Below are 17,749 nucleotides of genomic sequence, written 5' to 3'. Positions count from 1 at the left end.
TTCCTCACGGAACAAGGCCACTTTAATCCTTCGCGCTAATACAAGGGTGGGCAAAGGCGCATTTGCGCCGTGCCCACCCGAGCAACTGTCAGACCTCATCCTGAGGCGGCGTCTCGAAGGATGAAAGGCACCAGCGGGGCCACATGGTTCGAGACGGCGCTGCGCGCCTCCTCACCATGAGGGGTTAATGGTTGCTACCAGCTATGCCGCATCCCGGACGCTACGAAATTCCTTCGCCTGCTGGTCGAGCACGAACAGCGAGCCTTCGGCAACGCCGAAATAGGCGCCGTGCAATTCCATCTCGCCGCGCTCGACGCGCGTGCGCACAAACGGAAACGTCATCAGGTTTTCGAGGCTGCGGAACACCGCGGCCTTCTCGATCCGCGTGGTGAAGTCCTGCCTGGTTTCATGCTCGCGCTGGCTGACCTTCTCGCCCGGCTTGATGAACATCGCCATCCAGCGGCCGATGAAATCGCCCGGCGACAGCGGATCGATGTCATCGATGAAGGCCCGGATGCCGCCGCATTGCGCGTGCCCGAGCACCACGATGTGCTTTATGCGCAGGACCTGTACCGCATATTCCAGCGCCGCGGAGACGCCATGCGCGCCGCCGTCCGGCTGGAAAACCGGTACCAGATTGGCGACGTTGCGTACCACGAAGAGTTCACCGGGGCCGGCGTCGAAGATCACTTCCGGTGAGACGCGGGAGTCGCAGCAGCCGATCACCATCACCGCCGGTGATTGGCCGCGCTCGGACAGTTCCCGGTAGCGTGTCTGCTCGGTCGGCAGACGCTGTGAGGTAAAGGCCCGGTAGCCGTCGAGCAGATGTTGCGGGAATGACGATGCCATAGTCTCTGTGCCTGTCTTGGGCCATGCCTAACCATAAGCCGATGACCGGAACAAGGCTTTCGGGCGGCGGCGCGAGGTGGTATCGCGTGGGTTCCAAAGGACCTTCGAGGAAATCTGCCATGACCCGTCCGCGCCGCAGCCTGTTGTTCATGCCGGGATCGAACGCGCGGGCGCTGGAAAAGGCGCGCAACCTGCCGGCTGACGGAATCATTCTCGACCTCGAGGATTCGGTGGCGCCGGACGCCAAGGCGATGGCCCGCGACCAGATCGCCAAGGCGATCGCGGCCGGCGGATTCGGCAAGCGCGAGGTGTTGATCCGGGTCAACAGCCTCGATACGCCCTGGTGGGTCGATGACGTCACCATGGCCGGCAAGGCCAGGCCCGACGGCATTCTGGTTCCCAAGATTTCCTCCGTGGCCGATCTCAACGCCATCGCCAACCGCCTGAGCGACATCAATGCCGACATGTCCATCCGGGTTTGGGCCATGATCGAAACCGCGCGCGCCGTGCTGGATGCCGACAAGCTGGCGGCGGCTTCCAGGGATTCCGAAACCAGGCTCGCCGGCTTCGTGTTCGGACCGAACGACATTTCGCGGGAGACCCGGATTCGCATGCAGCCGGGCCGCGCGGCGATGATCCCGATGATCACGCACTGCGTTTTGGCGACGCGCGCGCATGGGCTCGAAATTCTCGACGGTCCCTACAGCGACATCAGCAACATCGACGGCTTTGCGACCGAATGCGCGCAGGGCCGCGACCTCGGTTTCGACGGCAAGACGCTGATCCATCCGAGCCATATCGAGACCTGCAACGCCATCTTCACGCCGCCGGCGGAAGAGGTCGAGCAAGCACGCAAGATCATCGCGGCATTCGAGAGGCCGGAAAACGCCTCACGCGGCGCCATCCAGCTCGACGGCCGGATGGTGGAGCGGCTACACGCCGACATGGCGAGGCGGACGATTGCGATCGCGGACGCGATCGCGGCTATGGGGAACTAGGCCTTCTTCCCTTCTCCCCTTGTGGGAGAAGGTGGCGCGCAGCGCCGGATGAGGGGTCTCTATCCGCGGAGACAAGCCCCTCATCCGCCCTCGCTTCGCGAGTGCACCTTCTCCCACAAGGGGAGAAGGAAGAAAGCCGCCGCTATTTACCGAACCTCTCTGCCGCCCAGGCATAGAGGCTGCCTGAAATCGGCTTCTCGCTGCCGCGGCCTTTTGGCGAGATGTGCAGGCCGATGATATCGGGATCGGTGAGCAGGCCTGAAAAATCCGTCTGTTCGAAGAACAGCTTTGGCTCAGCATGGACGGCGTAGAAGGATTGCTTCGGCAGTGCGTGCTGCAGTTCGTTCGAGCGGCGCGCGAGTGCGGTGAGCGCGGCGGGACCGTAGATGGCGACGCGGATGTCGGAGAGACGGCTCGATCGGCGTCGTAGCTGGCGCAGCATGAAGGTGAGGCGATGACGCAGCGCCAGCCAATCCGGCGTCAGATCCTCCTGCTCCATCAGTTCTTCGAATGCCCGCACGATCGGATCCTTCGTGGGCAGATACAAGACTGAGTTGCCGAGCTGGCGCCGGCGCTCCCACGCGAAGTAAGGCTTTGCCGGATCAATTTCGACCGGCCTCAACAGCAGAACGTCGGCGTCGAGCCACAGCCCGGCCTTCTCTGCCATCAGCCGCATACGGAAGAAATCGCTGAACTGCAGAACGGTCCAATCGCGCCAGCTTCCATCCGGCTCGGGCGGACGAAGCCGCTCGGAAAAGGAATGCGGCAGAATTGCTTCCGCTTCGGCATTGCCGACGCCGTCGGGCAGGCCCGGCAATGGATCGAAACTGTAAACCGTAACCTTGTGGCCGGCGGCGACCTGCGACCGCAGGCAGGTCAGCCGTAGCCCGTCGAGCGGGCCGTGCCAGAAGGTGACGACGTCAGGCCGCATTCGCGTCGCCTCCGCACATATAAAAAGAGCCCCGATTTTGGTCGGGGCTCTCGTAGCACAATCAGGCCCAGGCGCGCTCTTTCTTCAGCTTCGCCTCGTAATCGTCGATCGACGACTTCTTTTCCATGGTCAGGCCGATGTCGTCGAGGCCGTTCATCAGGCAGTGCTTGCGGAACGGGTCGATCTCGAACCTCACCTTGCCGCCGTCGGGCCCACGGATCTCCTGGTTGGCGAGATCGATCGTCAGCGTCGCGTTGGCGCCGCGCTCGGCGTCGTCGAACAGCTTGTCGAGGTCGTCCTGGGTGACGCGGATCGGCAGAATGCCGTTCTTGAAGCAGTTGTTGTAGAAGATGTCGCCGAACGAGGTCGAGATCACGCAGCGGATGCCGAAATCCAGGAGCGCCCACGGCGCGTGCTCGCGGCTCGAGCCGCAGCCGAAATTGTCGCCGGCGACCAGCACCTTGGCGTTGCGATAGGCCGGCTGGTTGAGGACGAAGTCCGGGTTCTCGCTGCCGTCGTCCTTGTAGCGCTGTTCCGAGAACAGGCCCTTGCCGAGGCCGGTGCGCTTGATGGTCTTCAAATACTGTTTCGGGATGATCATGTCGGTGTCGACATTGATGATCTTCAAGGGCGCCGCGACGCCTTCCAGTGTGGTGAATTTTTCCATCGATCGCACTTTCCGGTTGAAATCTGGGGGCAGGCCGCTGATTTATCGCGAATATGGCCCCGGCAAAAGACCCAAATACGCAATCCTAGCCCGCGCTGGCCTCGATTGCCTCCATATCGGCGTCCGACAGCCCGAAATGGTGCCCGATCTCGTGGATCAGGACGTGGCGGACGATATGGCCGAGCGTCTCGTCGTGCTCCGCCCAGTAGTCGAGGATCGGCCGCCGGTACAGCCAGATCATGTTGGGAAGGCGGGCAATGTCCTCGTTGCTCTGCTGCGGCAGGCCAACGCCCTGGAACAGGCCGAGCAGGTCGAACTCGCTCTGGGCCTGCATCTCATCCAGGACCTCGTCGGTCGGAAAATCCTCGACGCGGATGATCACGCCCTGGCACAGGGTTCGAAACGTCTTCGGCAGGCGCTCGAACACCTCATGCGCCATGGCTTCCATTTCGGCGAGCGAGGGGGCTTTTGCTTCGGTCCACATCACGTCGTATTTAGCGTGTGTTATGCCCGGGCGCATACTGGTTTTGCGAGTTGATTTTGACGCGCCAATCGGTGACCGTGTCGGGGGATCAGTTTTGGGGACTTCAATGAAGCGGATTGTGACGGTCGCCATATCGGCTGCCTTGTCGGCTGTCTTGGCCGGGCTTTTGCTCCCGGACGTGGCGGCTGCGGAGGCGCAGACGGCATCATCGGGGCTGCGGATCGCACAGGCGCCGAGCCCGGTCGTCACTGACGTGTCCGCCCAGCGCCGGCGTCCGCTGCGGCGCGTGCCGATCTATAGCCAGGAGTGGGCGCCCGACGTCTACCCGCGCTACAACCCCGGCCCCAACGCCGTGCGGGATTGCACCGCGCATTACGTGCAGGAGTACCGGCCGAGCGGCACGGTGATCACGCCGCGCATGAACTGCTGGTGGCGGCCCGGCTAGGTTTTTCCAGCTCGAATTTTTCTCGCGCATGTCGTTGACGCGGGTCGGGCTCCGACTCTGCGGTAGCTGCTGCGCCGATTTGCGTGCGCAACGATTGCGGCGGACTGCGGCCGTCATCCGTTCATGTTCGTGGCGCATTCATTCACACCCTGTTCAATTCACCTGCTTCACTGTCTGCACGTGTCGCGGCAATGCAGTTTTGTTGATGCGAGCCATTCGGCGCAGACGTGCATCATCCGGCGACCCAAGGAGATGACATATGCAGATAAGGAAAGTTCTGGGGCTTGCCGCGATTGGCGCATTGCTCGCAATCGCAGCTCCGGCGGAGCGTGCGAATGCGCTATCGCTCAGCAATCCCGGCGCTGCCGCGGCGGTTCAAGAGGACGCCAGGCTGGCGACTACGGAAGTGCACTGGCGACACCACCGCTACCACCATCATCATCATCGGTGGCATCGCTGGCACCATCACCATCATCGCCATCATCACCACCATCATCGTCACTGGCACCGGTGGTAAGTGCGACAGCTTGGCGCAGATGCAAACAGGCCCGCTTCATCGCGGGCCTGTTTCGATTTCAGCGGTCGCCTTGAAACTGGCGAGATTGCCGCCTGTTATCTCTAACATCAGCATCCGCAAGAGGAGTCCATCGTGAGGAGCCTGATCTCTGCAGCCCTTGTCGCCGGCGCGTTCGCGCTCGCCGGGCCGGGAGCGATCGATAGAGCCGCGGCGGCGCCGCAGGCAAGAGCGCAAAGCGCCGGAACATCCGACGCCACCGATTTCGGCGCGCAGCGGCGATACTACCGTCACTACGGATATTATCGTCCGTACTACCGTCCGTATTATCGCCCATACTACCACCGGCCTTATTATTACGCCCGGCCCGTCTACTATCGGCCGTATCCCTACTACGCGCCCGCGCCGTTCACCTTCGGCATCGGCTTTGGACCGTTCTGGTAGCGAGCGTGCACAACTTCTGTCAGCCGCAAAAATTTCTTCAGCGCGCTTTCCTGCGCATTCATCCTTGCGGTCAGCGCATTCATGGCGCGTTCACGTGCCTGTCTCTAACGTAACGTTGGGAGCGACCGCAAGGAAGCGACGGGGCCCAACCGTTGAACGGTTTGAGCGCGCCGTCGCCGGTTAGGGAGGATTCATCCATGTCGATATCGGATCCCGGACGCGGCCTGGTCCGCTGTTTGGGCGTTACGGCTGCGGCGGTGTTCGCGCTCGCAGCGTCATCACATCACCGCGCCGAGGCACTCTCGCTAGCGAGTCCAGCTACGGCGCCGTCGGCAAAATACGCAACCGACGGACTGGCCACCGAGGTTCAACACCGCGGCGGGATGGGCGGCGGCGGTTTTCGCGGCGGTGGCGGCGGTGGTTTCGGCGGCGGCGGTGGCTTCCGCGGCGGTGGTGGCGGCGGTTTCCATGGCGGTGGCTTCCGCGGCGGCGGAGCGGCATTTCATGGCGGCGGCTTCCGCGGTGGCGGCGCGGCCTTTCACGGCGGTGGGTTCAGAGGTGGTGGGATGGCGATCCACCGTGGCGGTTTTCGTCCGGCGCCCGTCTTCCATGGCGGCGGACACCGCTTCGCACATCGTCACGCGTTCTACCGGCCGCACTTCCACCATCGGCCGCACTTCCACCACCGGCGCCACTTCCACAGCCGCTTCTACTTAGCGCCGGCCTACTACACATACCCGGCCTACTATTATCCGCGCCGCTGCCGGATCATCTTGACCTATTACGGGCCGCGCAAGATTTGTCGTCCGTGGTGGCGCCACCGCTACTACGCATACCGGTATTGGTAAGATCAGGCTGAAACGAAACAGGCGCCCGGACGGGCGCCTGTTTTTTCGAGCGGGAAAGATTCGCTCAATCCCAATCCTTGCCTTTCCAAGGCTTGATCTTCCAAGGGGTCAGCTTCGCCAGCCGCCACTGTGCCCAATGTTCCGGCGGCCAATGGCTGAGACGCGAGGTTTCCTTGGCGACGGGCTGCAGGTCGACGATGCGCGGCGTCGTGCGGCGCCGCACCTGCCGCGTCGCCTCGCTGATCATATCGACAAATTCAGGCTTGTCCGTCACGGCTGGGTCCCTCGCGAAGGCTGTTCGCAAGGGATCAGTCTGCGCCTTTGCCTGTTAACGCGGCGTTGCCAGAACGCCTCGCTATCTAGACAAAGGGAGGGACTTCTTGTTCTGACGCGTTTTCTTCACGCGAACCGGTCCCGGTTTGCTTGAAAACGCTTTAACGCCACTCCCGGACGTCGACAAAGTGCCCTGCGATCGCGGCGGCCGCCGCCATGGCCGGCGACACCAGATGGGTGCGGCCCTTAAAGCCCTGACGGCCCTCGAAGTTGCGGTTCGAGGTCGAGGCACAGCGCTCTTCCGGCTTCAGCTTGTCAGGATTCATCGCCAGGCACATCGAGCAGCCCGGCTCGCGCCACTCGAAGCCCGCCTTGATGAAGATCTTGTCGAGGCCTTCGGCTTCCGCCTGCTCCTTCACGATGCCGGAGCCCGGCACGATCATCGCGTTGACGTTGGCGTTGACGGTCTTGCCTTCGGCGATTTTCGCCGCCGCCCGCAAATCCTCGATGCGGCCGTTGGTGCAGGAGCCGATGAAGACGCGGTCGAGCTTGATATCGGTGATCTTCGTGCCTGCCGTCAGGCCCATATATTTCAGCGCACGGTGTTTTGAGAGCCGCTTGGCCTCGTCCTCGATCTTGTCGGGATCGGGCACAAAGCCGGAAATCGACACCACGTCCTCGGGCGAGGTCCCCCAGGTCACGATCGGCGGCAGCTTTGCCGCGTCCAGCCGGATCTCGTGGTCGAAATGCGCGCCTTCGTCCGAGCGCAGCTTTTCCCAGTAGCGCATCGCGGCGTCCCAATCGGCGCCCTTCGGCGATTTGGGGCGGCCCTTCAGGAATTCGAACGCTTTCTCGTCCGGCGCAACTAGGCCGGCGCGGGCGCCGCCTTCGATCGACATGTTGCAGACCGTCATGCGGCCTTCCATCGAGAGCGCACGGATGGCGTCGCCGGCATATTCCAGCACATAGCCGGTGCCGCCGGCGGTGCCGATCTCGCCGATGATCGCCAGGATGATGTCCTTGCCGGTGACGCCGTCGGGCAATTTGCCGTCGACCACCGCGCGCATGTTCTTGGCCTTTTTCTGGATCAGCGTCTGCGTTGCCAGCACGTGCTCGACCTCCGACGTGCCGATGCCGTGCGCCAGTGCGCCGAACGCGCCATGGGTGGAGGTATGGCTGTCACCGCAGACGATCGTGGTGCCGGGCAGCGTAAATCCCTGCTCGGGGCCGATCACGTGCACGATACCCTGGCGCTTGTCGAACTCGTTGTAATATTCAACGCCGAATTCCTTGGCGTTCTCCGCCAGCGCCTTGATCTGCTCGGCGCTTTCAGGATCGGGATTGGGCTTGCTGCGATCGGTCGTCGGCACGTTGTGGTCGACCACGGCCAGCGTCTTCTCCGGCGCGCGCACCTTGCGCCCCGTGGCGCGCAGGCCTTCGAACGCCTGCGGCGAGGTCACCTCATGTACCAGGTGGCGGTCGATATAGAGCAGACAGGTGCCGTCCTCGGCTTCGTGCACCAGATGGTCGTTCCAGATCTTGTCGTACAGTGTGGTCGGTTTGGACATGAGCGTAAGCTCCAAAAAAAATTCTGTGTGAGCGGTTAAGCGCGGAACGCGCAAGCAACGGACGTCAGCGCAGCATCAAGCTGCGCGCGTAAGCTCAGACGTCGCCGAGGTCGCGAACCGTCCGAAGAACCGGCCGGGCAGGCGCGAGCGGTCGTCGATGACGACTAGCCGGGCGGTGCCGAAGGCGGCGCTGGTGCGATCTAGAACCATTCTGAATTTCTAACACATGGCCCGTGGGCGCCACAATCAATCGATGCGGCAGGGCCGGTCTGTCATTGCCGGGCTTGCCGCCTCCGCTAAAGCTTCGGCGCGCCAGCACGGGAAGCCGCGGCGAAGCCTTGGCGTAGCCGGGACCCGGCAATCCATCCTTCCGAGCAAGAGCGCTTCTTTCCTGATGGATGCGCGGGTCAAGCCCGCGCATGACAACCGAGGAACGAGCCGCCAGCCTTATATGGGTGCCCGGCAACAAAAAAGCGCGGGGCAAAACCCCGCGCTTTTGTCGCATCCCGTTCGGGACGAATTACTCGCCGACGGCAGTCGCGCGGTCCTGCTTCTCGACGATGCGGGCCGACTTGCCGCGCAATTGGCGCAGATAATACAGCTTGGCGCGGCGCACCTTGCCGCGGCGCACCACCTTGATCGAATCGATCATCGGCGACATCACGGGGAACACGCGCTCCACGCCCTCGCCGTAGGAAATCTTGCGAACGGTGAAGCTCTCGTTGAGCCCGCCGCCGGAACGGCCGATGCAGACGCCTTCATAGGCCTGCACGCGGGTGCGCTCGCCTTCGACCACCTTGACGTTGACGATCACGGTGTCACCGGGGCCGAATTCCGGGATCGACTTGGTCGCCGACAGTTTTTCGAATTGCTCTTTTTCGAGCTGTTGAATGAGGTTCATTGAAATCTCCATCGGCGGCGCGCCCAGCCGGTCCAGCGCGGGCTGCGCGAACGTCCTTTTATCCTGCCATTGCGCGGATTTGGCGCCCGTATAAGGCATCGGGTGGCGCTTGTCACCCGTCTGTCGTGCTTTTTGTACCTTCTTGGCCTCCCCTCGCGGCCCACAGATCCGGCCGCCGCGCCCGGGTCAGGGCCTCGGCCTCGGCCCGGCGCCAGGCTGCCACCTTGGCATGGTCACCGGAAGTGAGAATTTCCGGGATGCCGCGGCCTTCGAACTCCTGCGGGCGGGTGTATTGGGGGTATTCCAGTAGTCCATCGGAAAAGCTTTCCTCCTCGCCGGAGGCCTGCTTGCCCATGACCCCCGGCAAAAGCCGTACGCAGGCGTCGATCAATGCCATCGCGGCGATCTCGCCTCCGGAAAGCACATAGTCCCCGATCGAGATCTCCTGGAGGTTTCGTGCTTCGATCACCCGCTGGTCGACCCCCTCGAACCGGCCACAGATGACCAGCGGGCCCGGTCCGGCGGCGAGCTGCGCCACCTCCGACTGGGTCAATGGCCGACCGCGCGGGCTCATCAGGAGGTGGGGCCGGCCTTGGTCCGCATCCGCCGCGTCGATCGCCGCCGCCAATACGTCGGCCCGCAGCACCATGCCTGGGCCGCCGCCGGCCGGGGTGTCATCCACACTGCGGTGGCGGTCTGTGGCAGAATCCCTGATATCGCGCGCCTCCAGCTCCCACAGGCCGGACGCCAGCGCCTTGCCCGCCAGGCTGACGCCGAGCGGCCCGGGAAACATCTCGGGAAATAGCGTGAGGACAGTGGCGCGCCAGGTCATATCAAACCCATCACGTGAGCGTCGGGGCTTCGTCGCCTTCGATTTCCTGCGGCAGTTCGATCACCACGCGGCCGCCTGCCAGATCGACCGTCGGTACCACCGCATCGGTGAACGGCAATAGCATGGTGGCGCCTTTCGCGGGCGCGATCTCGATGATGTCGCCGGCGCCGAAATTATGGATCGCGATCACGCGGCCGAGCGGCTCATCCGCGGCACTGACTGCGGCAAGTCCGATCAGGTCGGCGTGGTAATATTCGCCCTCGTCGGTCTCAGGCAGTTTTTCGCGTGCGACGTAGAGTTCGAGGCCGTTGAGCCGTTCGGCATCCTCGCGGGTGGCGATGCCCTTGAGCGTCGCCACCAGATGATCCCTGGCCTCGCGGACATGCGTCACCTCGAACTGGCGCGCGCCGTCCCTGGTCATCAGCGGGCCGTAATGCTTTACGGCCAGCGGATCTTCGGTGAACGTCCACAGCTTCACCGCGCCGCGCACGCCATGCGCGGCGCCGATACGGGCGACGCAAATTTGCGAGGCCATCAGCGGGCCTCATCCTTCGAGACGCGGCGAAGACGCCGCTCCTCCAGCGATAACGGCGAAGCCGTTACGCAGGGACGCGGGGATAGTTCCTCATGCTGAGGAGCACGGCGAAAGCCGTGCGTCTCGAAGCACGAGGCCCGGATCATCGTTTACGCCTTCGCGGCGGCTTCGGCGGCCTTGCGCTCCTTGCGCGGCACGGCCTTTTCCGGGTTGTTGCGCGCGGTGCGCTTGACGACGCCGGCAGCATCCAGGAAGCGGGTCACGCGATCGGACGGCTGCGCGCCCTTGGCAAGCCAGGACTTCACCTTGTCCATATCGAGCTTCAGCCGCGCCTCATTGTCCTTCGGTAGCAGCGGATTGAAATGGCCGAGACGCTCGATGAAGCGGCCGTCGCGGGGAAAACGCGAGTCGGCGACGACGACGTGATAGACCGGACGCTTCTTGGTGCCTGCGCGAGCGAGGCGGATAACGACTGACATTTGGTTCTCCTGTTAAATACGAAATTGGATGGTTGAACTTGTACGTACCGTCATTCCGAGCCAACGGGTCCGGCCTCTGGCCGGCCCGATGACAGGCTCCGCGAAGCAATCCATAGCGCCGCATATGGCGGCATGGATTGCTTCGTCGCTTCGCTCCTCGCAATGACGAAAGAGGTCATTTCTTCTTCCCCGGAAAGCCGCCGAGGCCCGGCAGGTTCGGCTTGCCGCTGAGGCCGGTGAGACCCGGCAGATTCGGCAGGCCCTGACGCATGCCAACCGGAAGATCCTTCGGCAAATTCGGCAGGCCGCCTCCGGCGCCGCCTTGCATCTTGTCGGCGAGCGCCTTCATCTCCTCGGGCGAGGGCGGCTTCATGCCGCCGCCAAAGCCCATCGCCTGTGCGATGCCGGCCAGCGGGCCGCGCTTGCCTGAACCCATCGCCTTCATCATGTCGGCCATGTTCCGGTGCATCTTCAGGAGCTTGTTGACCTGCTCGACATTCTGGCCGGCGCCGGCGGCGATGCGCTTCTTGCGGCTGGCCTTGAGGATGTCGGGGTTCTTGCGCTCCTGCCGCGTCATCGAATCGATGATTGCGACCTGGCGCTTGATGATCTTGTCGTCGATCCCGGCGGCTGCGATCTGGTTCTTCATCTTGGCAACGCCGGGCATCATGCCCATCAACCCGCTGATGCCGCCCATATTCGCCATCTGCAGCAACTGCTCGCGCATGTCGGTGAGATCGAACTGACCCTTGCGCATCCGCTCGGCGGTGCGCGCGGCCTTTTCGGCGTCGATATTCGCCGCCGCCCGCTCGACCAGCGATACCACGTCGCCCATGCCGAGGATGCGGCCGGCAATGCGGCTCGGGTGAAAATCTTCCAGCGCGTCGGTCTTTTCGCCGGTGCCGATCAGCTTGATCGGTTTTCCCGTGACCGCGCGCATCGACAGCGCCGCGCCGCCGCGGCCATCGCCATCGACGCGCGTCAGCACGATGCCGGTGAGGCCGACGCGCTGATCGAAGGCGCGCGCGAGATTGACCGCGTCCTGGCCGGTCAAGGAATCCGCGACCAGCAACACTTCATGCGGATTGGCCGTGGCTTTGATCTCGGCCGCCTCACTCATCATTTCTTCGTCGAGCGTGGTGCGGCCGGCGGTGTCGAGCAGCACCACGTCGTAGCCGCCGAGCTTGCCGGCCTCCAACGCGCGCTTCGCGATCTGCGCTGGCTTTTGTCCCGCCACGATCGGCAATGTCGGGATGTCGAGATCGCGGCCGAGCATGGCCAATTGCTCCATCGCCGCCGGGCGGTAGATGTCGAGCGAGGCCATCAGCACCTTGCGCTTGTCGCGCTGGGTCATGCGGCGGGCGAGCTTTGCGGTGGTGGTGGTCTTGCCGGAGCCCTGCAGGCCGACCATCATGATGGCGACCGGCGGCACGGCGTTGAGATCGATGGTCTGGCCGTCGGCGCCGAGGGTGGCGATCAGCTCGTCATGGACGATCTTGACCACCATCTGGCCGGGCGTGACCGACTTGACGACGGTAGCCCCGACCGCCTGTTCGCGGACGCGATCGGTAAAACCTCTGACAACGTCGAGCGAGACGTCGGCTTCCAGCAGCGCGCGGCGCACCTCGCGCATCGCGGCGTCGACATCGGCCTCCGACAGCGAACCGCGGCCCGTCAGCCGATCGAGTATCCCACCAAGCTTTTCCGACAGATTGTCGAACAATGCCGTTTGTCCTTTGTCCTGCCTTTGCAGGCGCTACGTCGATCCATTCACTACTGTCATCACCCGCGAAGGCGGGTGATCCAGTATTCCAGAGCAGCTCGTTTGAACCGAGAAGCTGCGGCGTACTGGATACCCCGCCTTCGCGGGGTATGACGGCCAATTGTCTCGGCGGAGCACGCCAAAACGATCGTCCAAACACTTTCGCGCCCGAGGGCGCATCGCGCTGTCGGGCGTTGGCCTCCGGTCTCATGGGCCGGGCGGCGGGTCGAAAAGAACATCTTTCCGAGAAGTGGGCGGGTTAAACGCCCGGAAGGGGCGAAAGTCAAGGAGAAACTGGGTCGAAATGGCCTCGTTCTTCGTATAAGTCATTGGAAATATTGCGTTTCTGGAGAGATCGTTCAGCGGCGGGCGGTAATTTTGCCGCAGGTTCCAAGTTGAGCCTGCAAACGCCATATAACGCCCCATGTTGTCAGCTCTCTCACGCCCTTCGTGATCTCCCGTGCCTATCACCCGACGCCATATTTTTGGAGTACTCGCCGGCGCCGCCGCGGCCGTCGGCGTTCCGTCGATCTGGATCAGCAATATGAAAACCTATGACGGCCCCGTCTCCGACCATTTCGACGGCACGCGCTTCTTCGATCCCGATGGCGCGCCGCCAAAATCGCTGGCGGAGGTGCTGCGCTGGCAGTTCGGCACCGACCGCAAGCGCGCGAGCTGGCCGGATTGGGTAGCGAATGCGCACAGCGATACGCCGCCGGCGCGGGTCAGCGGCGACAAGGTGCGGCTGTCCTTCGTCGGCCATGTCACCTGGCTGATCCAGACCCGCGACCTCAACATCCTGATCGATCCCGTATGGTCGATGCGGGCTTCGCCCATCGCCTTCGCCGGGCCGAAGCGACACAACGATCCCGGTATCGCCTTCGACGCGCTGCCGAAGATCGATGTCGTGCTGGTGTCGCATGGCCATTACGACCATCTCGACATCGCGACGCTGTCGAAACTTACAGAAAAGTTTTCGCCGCGCGTAATCACGCCGCTCGGCAACGACGTCACCATGCGCGATACGGATGCGGCGATCAAAGCCGAAGGGTTCGACTGGCAGGATCGGGTCGAGCTCGGCAATGGCATCGCAGTGACGCTGGTGCCGACGCGGCACTGGTCCGCGCGGGGCCTGTTCGACCGCAACAAGGCGCTGTGGGCAAGCTTTGTGTTGGAGACGCCGGCGGGCAAACTCTACATCGTCTGCGATTCCGGCTACGGCGAGGGCACGCATTTTCGGCGCGTCGCCGAGACGCACGGTCCGCTGCGGCTGGCGATCTTGCCGATCGGCGCCTATGAGCCGCGCTGGTTCATGAAGGACCAGCATATGAATCCGTCCGATGCCGTGAAAGCGCTCGCCGATTGCGGCGCCGAGCAAGCGCTGGCGCATCATCACGGTACGTTCCAGCTCACCGATGAGGCGATCGACGCGCCGGTCAATGCGCTGGCCGATGCGCTCAAAGAGGCGAAGGTTCCGCCGGAGCGGTTTGCGGCGCTGAAACCGGGGCAGGTGTGCGAGATCTGACTGTCGTCCCTGCGAACGCAGGGACCCATAGCCACCGTTGCACATTGTTTGGAAAAGCTGGAGCCCCAGTTCGGCATAACCACATCTTCCTGTGGTTATGGGTCCCTGCTTTTCGCAGGGACGACAGCAATTTACTGCGCGGGCTTGATCGCCCAGGACACGCTCACCGTCACCGAAAGCGTTTCTTCGCCCTGCGCGATCGGTGCGCCGGCGGCCATGGGGGCTGCCATCTTGCCGCGATGTAACGGCACGGGCGCACCTTCCTCGGAAACGCTGATCGGCTCGCCGAGCGTGACGCCGGCGGCCTTGGCGTAGATCTCGGCCTTGCGGCGGGCGTCCGCGATCGCCTTCTCGCGGGCCTCGTCCAGATGCTTTGACGCCTGCGAAACACTAAAGTTGATGCCGCCGATGTCGTTGGCGCCGGCGCCAACCAGCACGTCGATCACGTTGGCGATCTTGGTGACGTCGCGGATCTTGACCGTGACACGATTGCTGGCGCGGAAGCTAACGATGCCTGCGCGCTCTTTGGACGGCGTCGCAAATTGCGGCTGCAGCGACAGCCGCGAGGTCTGGTAGTCTTTCTCCTCGATGCCGGCGCCTTTCAGAGCCAGCAGTACCTTGCCCATCGCGGCGTTGTTGGCATCCGAGGCCTCGCGCGCGGTCTTGGCGTCCGATGTCACGCCGCCGTCGATCTGCACCTGATCCGGTGCCACCGACACGCTCGCTTCGCCGGTCACTGAGATCGCCGGCGGCGGCACCGTCTGCGCCAGCGCGGGCGCGGCCAGCAACGTGGCGCTAGCGGCGGCGAGGATGAGCGGACGTTTCACGCCGATCACCGCAGCGGCACGTAGACGTTGATCACCAGCTTGTCTTCCGCCGTCTTCAGGGGATCGGTGATGTATTCCTCGATGAAGGTGTCTTTCGCTTCGAGCTTCTTGTCGTCGAGGTGATTGGTGATCGCCTCATAGGTGTTGTCCATGTTGTCGTAGGAGCCGCGATGGACGAATTTCAGCGCCTTGCCCTCGGGCGACTTGCCCATGCTGATGTCCTTGGTCAGGCTCTTGACGTCCTGGTCGACCGGTAGCTGGGCCAGGAACGTGAAGCCGGTGTCGTCGGTCGAGGTGTAGACGATCATCGAATTGCCCGTGGCCTTGATGCCCTGCTTGTCGAGCAGGGCGGTCAGCGCCTTGAACGCGTCGATCAGGGTGTCGAACGCCGCATCCCAATTCGCCGTGCCCTTCATCACCACGACTTTCTTGGGCTCGAGCGTGAACTCCTCGCCGAAGGGGTCGGCGTTCTGGACGCTGGCGGCGGGGGGAGGGGGCGCGGGCGTCGGGGCTTTTTCCGCCGTGGGGGCATCCGCGGGCGATTTGGTTTCGGCCGGCGGCGGGACCGGCGCCGCCGATGGTGCAGGGCTGGGCGCCGGCGATTGCGCCAGTGCGGCGCCGCCAAATGCAACCATGGAGAGCGCGACCATGGCCGCGCGGAAAGTGCTGATACGGTTCATTTCAGGTATTCTCCATCCACCCCATCCGGCGGCGGCATATCCCCGGTCCGCACCCGCCAGAATGGTGCCATTGTCCTAACACGCAAGGTCCATTTTCGTCCCATGACAGATGCGTCATATGCTCCTGCGCACTAGGCAGTGCGCCAAGATTCGCCATATAAGGCAGGCAGAAATTGGGAAATTCCATGGGCGCGCTGGCCAACCACGCATTTGCCAAAATGAACGGCATCGGCAACGAAATCGTCGTGGTGGATTTGCGCGATTCCAAGGCCACCGTGACGGCCGACGAGGCGCGTGCGGTCGCCTCGCCCGCGGGCGTGCCCTATGACCAGTTGATGGTATTGCTGCCGCCGCGGCTCTCGGGCACCGAGGCATTTATCCGCATCTACAACAATGACGGCTCGGAGGCCGGCGCCTGCGGCAATGGCATGCGCTGCGTGGTGCGCCGCCTGTTCGAGAAGACCGGCCAGACCGCCGTGACCTTCGAGACCCGCGCCGGCCTGTTGAACTGCTGGCAGGGCCCGGGCCCCGATCTCTATACCGTCGACATGGGCGCGCCCAAATTTGGCTGGCAGGATATTCCGCTGGCGGAGGAGTTTCGCGACACCCGCTATATCGAGCTTCAGGTCGGGCCGATCGATGCGCCGGTGCTGCATTCGCCGTCGGTGGTCTCGATGGGCAACCCGCATGCGATCTTCTGGGTCGACGATGTCAACGCCTACGATCTCGAACGCTTCGGGCCGCTTTTGGAAAATCACCCGATCTTCCCCGAGCGCGCCAATATCACGCTCGCCCACATCGTTGATCGCGACCACATCACGATCCGCACCTGGGAGCGCGGCGTCGGATTGACCAAAGCCTGCGGCTCGGCCGCCTGCGCGACCGCAGTTGCTGCTGCCCGGCTGAAGCGCGCCAATCGCACGGTCGAAATCACGCTGCCCGGCGGCAAACTTGCGATCGAATGGCGCGAAGGCGATGACCATGTGCTGATGACCGGCACCGCCGACTTCGAATATGAAGGCCGCTTCGATCCCGCGCTGTTCGCCAACGTCGCGTGAGATGAGCGTCGACGTCCTCACGTTCGGCTGTCGTCTCAACGCCTTCGAATCCGAGGTGATCGCCCGCGAGGCGGAGCGTGCGGGCTTGTCCGACACCGTCGTCATCAATAGCTGCGCGGTCACCAACGAGGCCGTGGCGCAGGCGCGGCAATCGATCCGGCGGCTGAAGCGCGCGCGGCCGGGCTTGCGCATCGTCGTCACCGGCTGCGCGGCGCAGACGCAAGCAGAAATGTTTGCCGAAATGGCCGAGGTCGATCGCGTCGTCGGCAATGACGACAAGATGCGCAGTGAAGCCTGGCGCAGTGCGCGCGCGGCGTTCGACCTGGGCTTCGGCATCGGGACAAGCGAGAAAATCGCGGTCGCCGACATCATGGCAGTCAAGGAGATGGCGCCGCATCTGCTTGACGGCTTCAAGGCCGGCCTGCCGCGGGTGTTCGTGCAGGTGCAGAACGGCTGCGACCACCGCTGCACCTTCTGCATCATCCCTTACGGCCGCGGTAACTCACGCTCGGTGCCGATGGGGGCGGTCGTGGATCAGGTTCGTGCGCTGGCCGAGCGCGGCCATGCCGAGATCGTGCTGACCGGCGTGGACCTCACGAGCTACGGCGCCGATCTGCCTGGTAATCCGAAGCTCGGGCAACTGACAAAACAGATTTTGCGCCACGTGCCGGAGCTGAAACGCCTGCGGATTTCATCGATCGATTCCATCGAGGCCGACCGTGATCTGCTCGATGTCATCGCCAGCGACGAGCGGCTGATGCCGCATCTGCATCTGTCGCTGCAATCCGGCGACGACATGATTCTGAAGCGGATGAAGCGCAGGCATTCGCGGAACGACGCGATTGAGTTCTGCGCGCAGGTGCGGCGGCTCCGTCCGGACATCACGCTCGGCGCCGATATCATCGCGGGCTTTCCGACTGAGACAGAAGAAATGTTTGCGCGTTCGCTGGATCTCGTGGACGAGTGCGATCTCACCTTCCTGCACGTGTTTCCCTACTCGAAGCGCCCGGGCACGCCGGCGGCGCGGATGCCGCAGGTGGCGGGCGAGGCGATCAAGACGCGCGCGAAACGGCTACGTGCGGCGGGCGAGGCCGCATTGCAGCGGCGGCTGGCGGCAGAAGTCGGCGCG

General features: G+C 63.7%; 22 protein-coding genes. 7 read left to right on the top strand and 15 right to left on the bottom strand.

All coding sequences use genetic code 11. The features are described from left to right. Positions 1-201: 201 nt before the first annotated feature. Positions 202-849 (bottom strand): carbonic anhydrase, encoded by a 648-nt coding sequence (locus CP49_RS24055; protein ID WP_057852663.1) that lies wholly within the window; start codon positions 847-849, stop codon positions 202-204. A 119-nt stretch (positions 850-968) separates the two neighbouring features. Here CP49_RS24055 and CP49_RS24050 point away from each other — a divergent pair, with 119 nt between their 5' ends. Further along, on the top strand, positions 969-1,847 hold the full coding sequence (locus tag CP49_RS24050; RefSeq protein WP_057852662.1) for an HpcH/HpaI aldolase/citrate lyase family protein: 879 nt from the start codon (positions 969-971) through the stop codon (positions 1,845-1,847). 142 nt (positions 1,848-1,989) lie between these two features. Here the strand turns inward: CP49_RS24050 and CP49_RS24045 are convergent, their stop codons facing one another. The 3 genes from CP49_RS24045 to CP49_RS24035 all read right to left on the bottom strand — a co-directional run bounded on the left by CP49_RS24045 (position 1,990) and on the right by CP49_RS24035 (position 3,929). Further along, the gene (locus CP49_RS24045) at positions 1,990-2,778 is read right to left on the bottom strand and encodes a glycosyltransferase family 32 protein (RefSeq protein ID WP_057852661.1); all 789 of its coding nucleotides are present in this window, start codon (positions 2,776-2,778) and stop codon (positions 1,990-1,992) included. Between the two features lie 61 nt (positions 2,779-2,839). After that, the gene (gene leuD / locus CP49_RS24040; RefSeq protein WP_057852660.1) at positions 2,840-3,445 is read right to left on the bottom strand and encodes a 3-isopropylmalate dehydratase small subunit; all 606 of its coding nucleotides are present in this window, start codon (positions 3,443-3,445) and stop codon (positions 2,840-2,842) included. A gap of 85 nt (positions 3,446-3,530) precedes the next feature. Next, positions 3,531-3,929: a metallopeptidase family protein gene (locus tag CP49_RS24035; protein ID WP_057852659.1), complete on the bottom strand. Its 399-nt coding sequence runs from the start codon at positions 3,927-3,929 to the stop codon at positions 3,531-3,533. A 106-nt stretch (positions 3,930-4,035) separates the two neighbouring features. On the opposite strand from CP49_RS24035, the gene CP49_RS24030 reads away from it, so the two are divergent. The 3 genes from CP49_RS24030 to CP49_RS43185 all read left to right on the top strand — a co-directional run bounded on the left by CP49_RS24030 (position 4,036) and on the right by CP49_RS43185 (position 5,332). Continuing rightward, positions 4,036-4,374: a hypothetical protein gene (locus CP49_RS24030; protein ID WP_057852658.1), complete on the top strand. Its 339-nt coding sequence runs from the start codon at positions 4,036-4,038 to the stop codon at positions 4,372-4,374. 335 nt (positions 4,375-4,709) lie between these two features. Then, complete coding sequence (locus CP49_RS48970; RefSeq protein ID WP_057852657.1) at positions 4,710-5,027, top strand: hypothetical protein; 318 nt, start codon at positions 4,710-4,712, stop codon at positions 5,025-5,027. Then, on the top strand, positions 5,024-5,332 hold the full coding sequence (locus tag CP49_RS43185; protein WP_197423207.1) for a hypothetical protein: 309 nt from the start codon (positions 5,024-5,026) through the stop codon (positions 5,330-5,332). The genes CP49_RS48970 and CP49_RS43185 overlap by 4 nt, the downstream gene beginning before the upstream one ends. Before the next feature lie 305 nt (positions 5,333-5,637). Here CP49_RS43185 and CP49_RS48965 read toward each other — a convergent pair whose 3' ends face one another. The 9 genes from CP49_RS48965 to ffh all read right to left on the bottom strand — a co-directional run bounded on the left by CP49_RS48965 (position 5,638) and on the right by ffh (position 12,491). Continuing rightward, on the bottom strand, positions 5,638-6,033 hold the full coding sequence (locus CP49_RS48965) for a hypothetical protein (protein WP_057852656.1): 396 nt from the start codon (positions 6,031-6,033) through the stop codon (positions 5,638-5,640). Between the two features lie 211 nt (positions 6,034-6,244). Further along, positions 6,245-6,454 (bottom strand): hypothetical protein, encoded by a 210-nt coding sequence (locus CP49_RS24015; RefSeq protein WP_057852655.1) that lies wholly within the window; start codon positions 6,452-6,454, stop codon positions 6,245-6,247. Positions 6,455-6,614: 160 nt separating this feature from the next. Next, positions 6,615-8,021: a 3-isopropylmalate dehydratase large subunit gene (gene leuC / locus CP49_RS24010; RefSeq protein ID WP_057852654.1), complete on the bottom strand. Its 1,407-nt coding sequence runs from the start codon at positions 8,019-8,021 to the stop codon at positions 6,615-6,617. A 75-nt stretch (positions 8,022-8,096) separates the two neighbouring features. Next, positions 8,097-8,231: a hypothetical protein gene (locus CP49_RS48710; protein WP_276326586.1), complete on the bottom strand. Its 135-nt coding sequence runs from the start codon at positions 8,229-8,231 to the stop codon at positions 8,097-8,099. Positions 8,232-8,541: 310 nt separating this feature from the next. Next, complete coding sequence (gene rplS / locus CP49_RS24005) at positions 8,542-8,922, bottom strand: 50S ribosomal protein L19 (protein ID WP_057852665.1); 381 nt, start codon at positions 8,920-8,922, stop codon at positions 8,542-8,544. A gap of 112 nt (positions 8,923-9,034) precedes the next feature. Next, positions 9,035-9,754: a tRNA (guanosine(37)-N1)-methyltransferase TrmD gene (gene trmD / locus CP49_RS24000; RefSeq protein ID WP_057852653.1), complete on the bottom strand. Its 720-nt coding sequence runs from the start codon at positions 9,752-9,754 to the stop codon at positions 9,035-9,037. Between the two features lie 10 nt (positions 9,755-9,764). After that, positions 9,765-10,289, bottom strand: a complete 525-nt coding sequence (rimM, locus tag CP49_RS23995; RefSeq protein WP_057852652.1) for a ribosome maturation factor RimM — start codon at positions 10,287-10,289, stop codon at positions 9,765-9,767. 149 nt (positions 10,290-10,438) lie between these two features. Beyond that, entirely contained in the window at positions 10,439-10,768 is a 330-nt protein-coding gene (gene rpsP, locus CP49_RS23990; RefSeq protein ID WP_057852651.1) for a 30S ribosomal protein S16, read from the bottom strand. A gap of 175 nt (positions 10,769-10,943) precedes the next feature. Beyond that, positions 10,944-12,491 (bottom strand): signal recognition particle protein, encoded by a 1,548-nt coding sequence (ffh, locus tag CP49_RS23985; protein WP_057852650.1) that lies wholly within the window; start codon positions 12,489-12,491, stop codon positions 10,944-10,946. 499 nt (positions 12,492-12,990) lie between these two features. Here ffh and CP49_RS23980 point away from each other — a divergent pair, with 499 nt between their 5' ends. Further along, entirely contained in the window at positions 12,991-14,055 is a 1,065-nt protein-coding gene (locus CP49_RS23980) for an MBL fold metallo-hydrolase (RefSeq protein ID WP_057852649.1), read from the top strand. Positions 14,056-14,186: 131 nt separating this feature from the next. Here the strand turns inward: CP49_RS23980 and CP49_RS23975 are convergent, their stop codons facing one another. Continuing rightward, positions 14,187-14,882 carry an SIMPL domain-containing protein gene (locus CP49_RS23975; RefSeq protein ID WP_057852664.1) on the bottom strand — a complete coding sequence of 232 codons (696 nt, stop codon included), beginning with the start codon at positions 14,880-14,882 and terminating at the stop codon, positions 14,187-14,189. 5 nt (positions 14,883-14,887) lie between these two features. Further along, on the bottom strand, positions 14,888-15,562 hold the full coding sequence (locus CP49_RS23970; protein WP_057852648.1) for a GyrI-like domain-containing protein: 675 nt from the start codon (positions 15,560-15,562) through the stop codon (positions 14,888-14,890). Positions 15,563-15,747: 185 nt separating this feature from the next. On the opposite strand from CP49_RS23970, the gene dapF reads away from it, so the two are divergent. Together dapF and mtaB are read left to right on the top strand one after the other, a co-directional pair. Continuing rightward, entirely contained in the window at positions 15,748-16,620 is an 873-nt protein-coding gene (gene dapF / locus CP49_RS23965) for a diaminopimelate epimerase (protein WP_057852647.1), read from the top strand. Between the two features lies 1 nt (position 16,621). Next, positions 16,622-17,749 (top strand): tRNA (N(6)-L-threonylcarbamoyladenosine(37)-C(2))-methylthiotransferase MtaB (gene mtaB / locus CP49_RS23960; protein WP_057852646.1); only part of this gene is annotated, 1,128 nt, incomplete at its 3' end.

The organism is Bradyrhizobium valentinum, assembly GCF_001440405.1.
Taxonomy (GTDB): domain Bacteria; phylum Pseudomonadota; class Alphaproteobacteria; order Rhizobiales; family Xanthobacteraceae; genus Bradyrhizobium; species Bradyrhizobium valentinum.
Note: the sequence above shows the minus strand (reverse complement) of the source record. Positions and strands in the feature narration are given on the sequence as shown.

Excerpts from the sequence above, each read along its gene's own strand:
- CP49_RS24055 (WP_057852663.1), bottom strand. The coding sequence starts at position 849 with ATGGCATCGTCATTCCCGCAACATCTGCTCGACGGCTACCGGGCCTTT.
- CP49_RS24050 (WP_057852662.1), top strand. The coding sequence starts at position 969 with ATGACCCGTCCGCGCCGCAGCCTGTTGTTCATGCCGGGATCGAACGCG.
- CP49_RS24045 (WP_057852661.1), bottom strand. The coding sequence starts at position 2,778 with ATGCGGCCTGACGTCGTCACCTTCTGGCACGGCCCGCTCGACGGGCTA.
- leuD (WP_057852660.1), bottom strand. The coding sequence starts at position 3,445 with ATGGAAAAATTCACCACACTGGAAGGCGTCGCGGCGCCCTTGAAGATC.
- CP49_RS24035 (WP_057852659.1), bottom strand. The coding sequence starts at position 3,929 with ATGTGGACCGAAGCAAAAGCCCCCTCGCTCGCCGAAATGGAAGCCATG.
- CP49_RS24030 (WP_057852658.1), top strand. The coding sequence starts at position 4,036 with ATGAAGCGGATTGTGACGGTCGCCATATCGGCTGCCTTGTCGGCTGTC.
- CP49_RS48970 (WP_057852657.1), top strand. The coding sequence starts at position 4,710 with ATGCGCTATCGCTCAGCAATCCCGGCGCTGCCGCGGCGGTTCAAGAGG.
- leuC (WP_057852654.1), bottom strand. The coding sequence starts at position 8,021 with ATGTCCAAACCGACCACACTGTACGACAAGATCTGGAACGACCATCTG.
- CP49_RS48710 (WP_276326586.1), bottom strand. The coding sequence starts at position 8,231 with ATGGTTCTAGATCGCACCAGCGCCGCCTTCGGCACCGCCCGGCTAGTC.
- rplS (WP_057852665.1), bottom strand. The coding sequence starts at position 8,922 with ATGAACCTCATTCAACAGCTCGAAAAAGAGCAATTCGAAAAACTGTCG.
- trmD (WP_057852653.1), bottom strand. The coding sequence starts at position 9,754 with ATGACCTGGCGCGCCACTGTCCTCACGCTATTTCCCGAGATGTTTCCC.
- rimM (WP_057852652.1), bottom strand. The coding sequence starts at position 10,289 with ATGGCCTCGCAAATTTGCGTCGCCCGTATCGGCGCCGCGCATGGCGTG.
- rpsP (WP_057852651.1), bottom strand. The coding sequence starts at position 10,768 with ATGTCAGTCGTTATCCGCCTCGCTCGCGCAGGCACCAAGAAGCGTCCG.
- CP49_RS23970 (WP_057852648.1), bottom strand. The coding sequence starts at position 15,562 with ATGAACCGTATCAGCACTTTCCGCGCGGCCATGGTCGCGCTCTCCATG.
- dapF (WP_057852647.1), top strand. The coding sequence starts at position 15,748 with ATGGGCGCGCTGGCCAACCACGCATTTGCCAAAATGAACGGCATCGGC.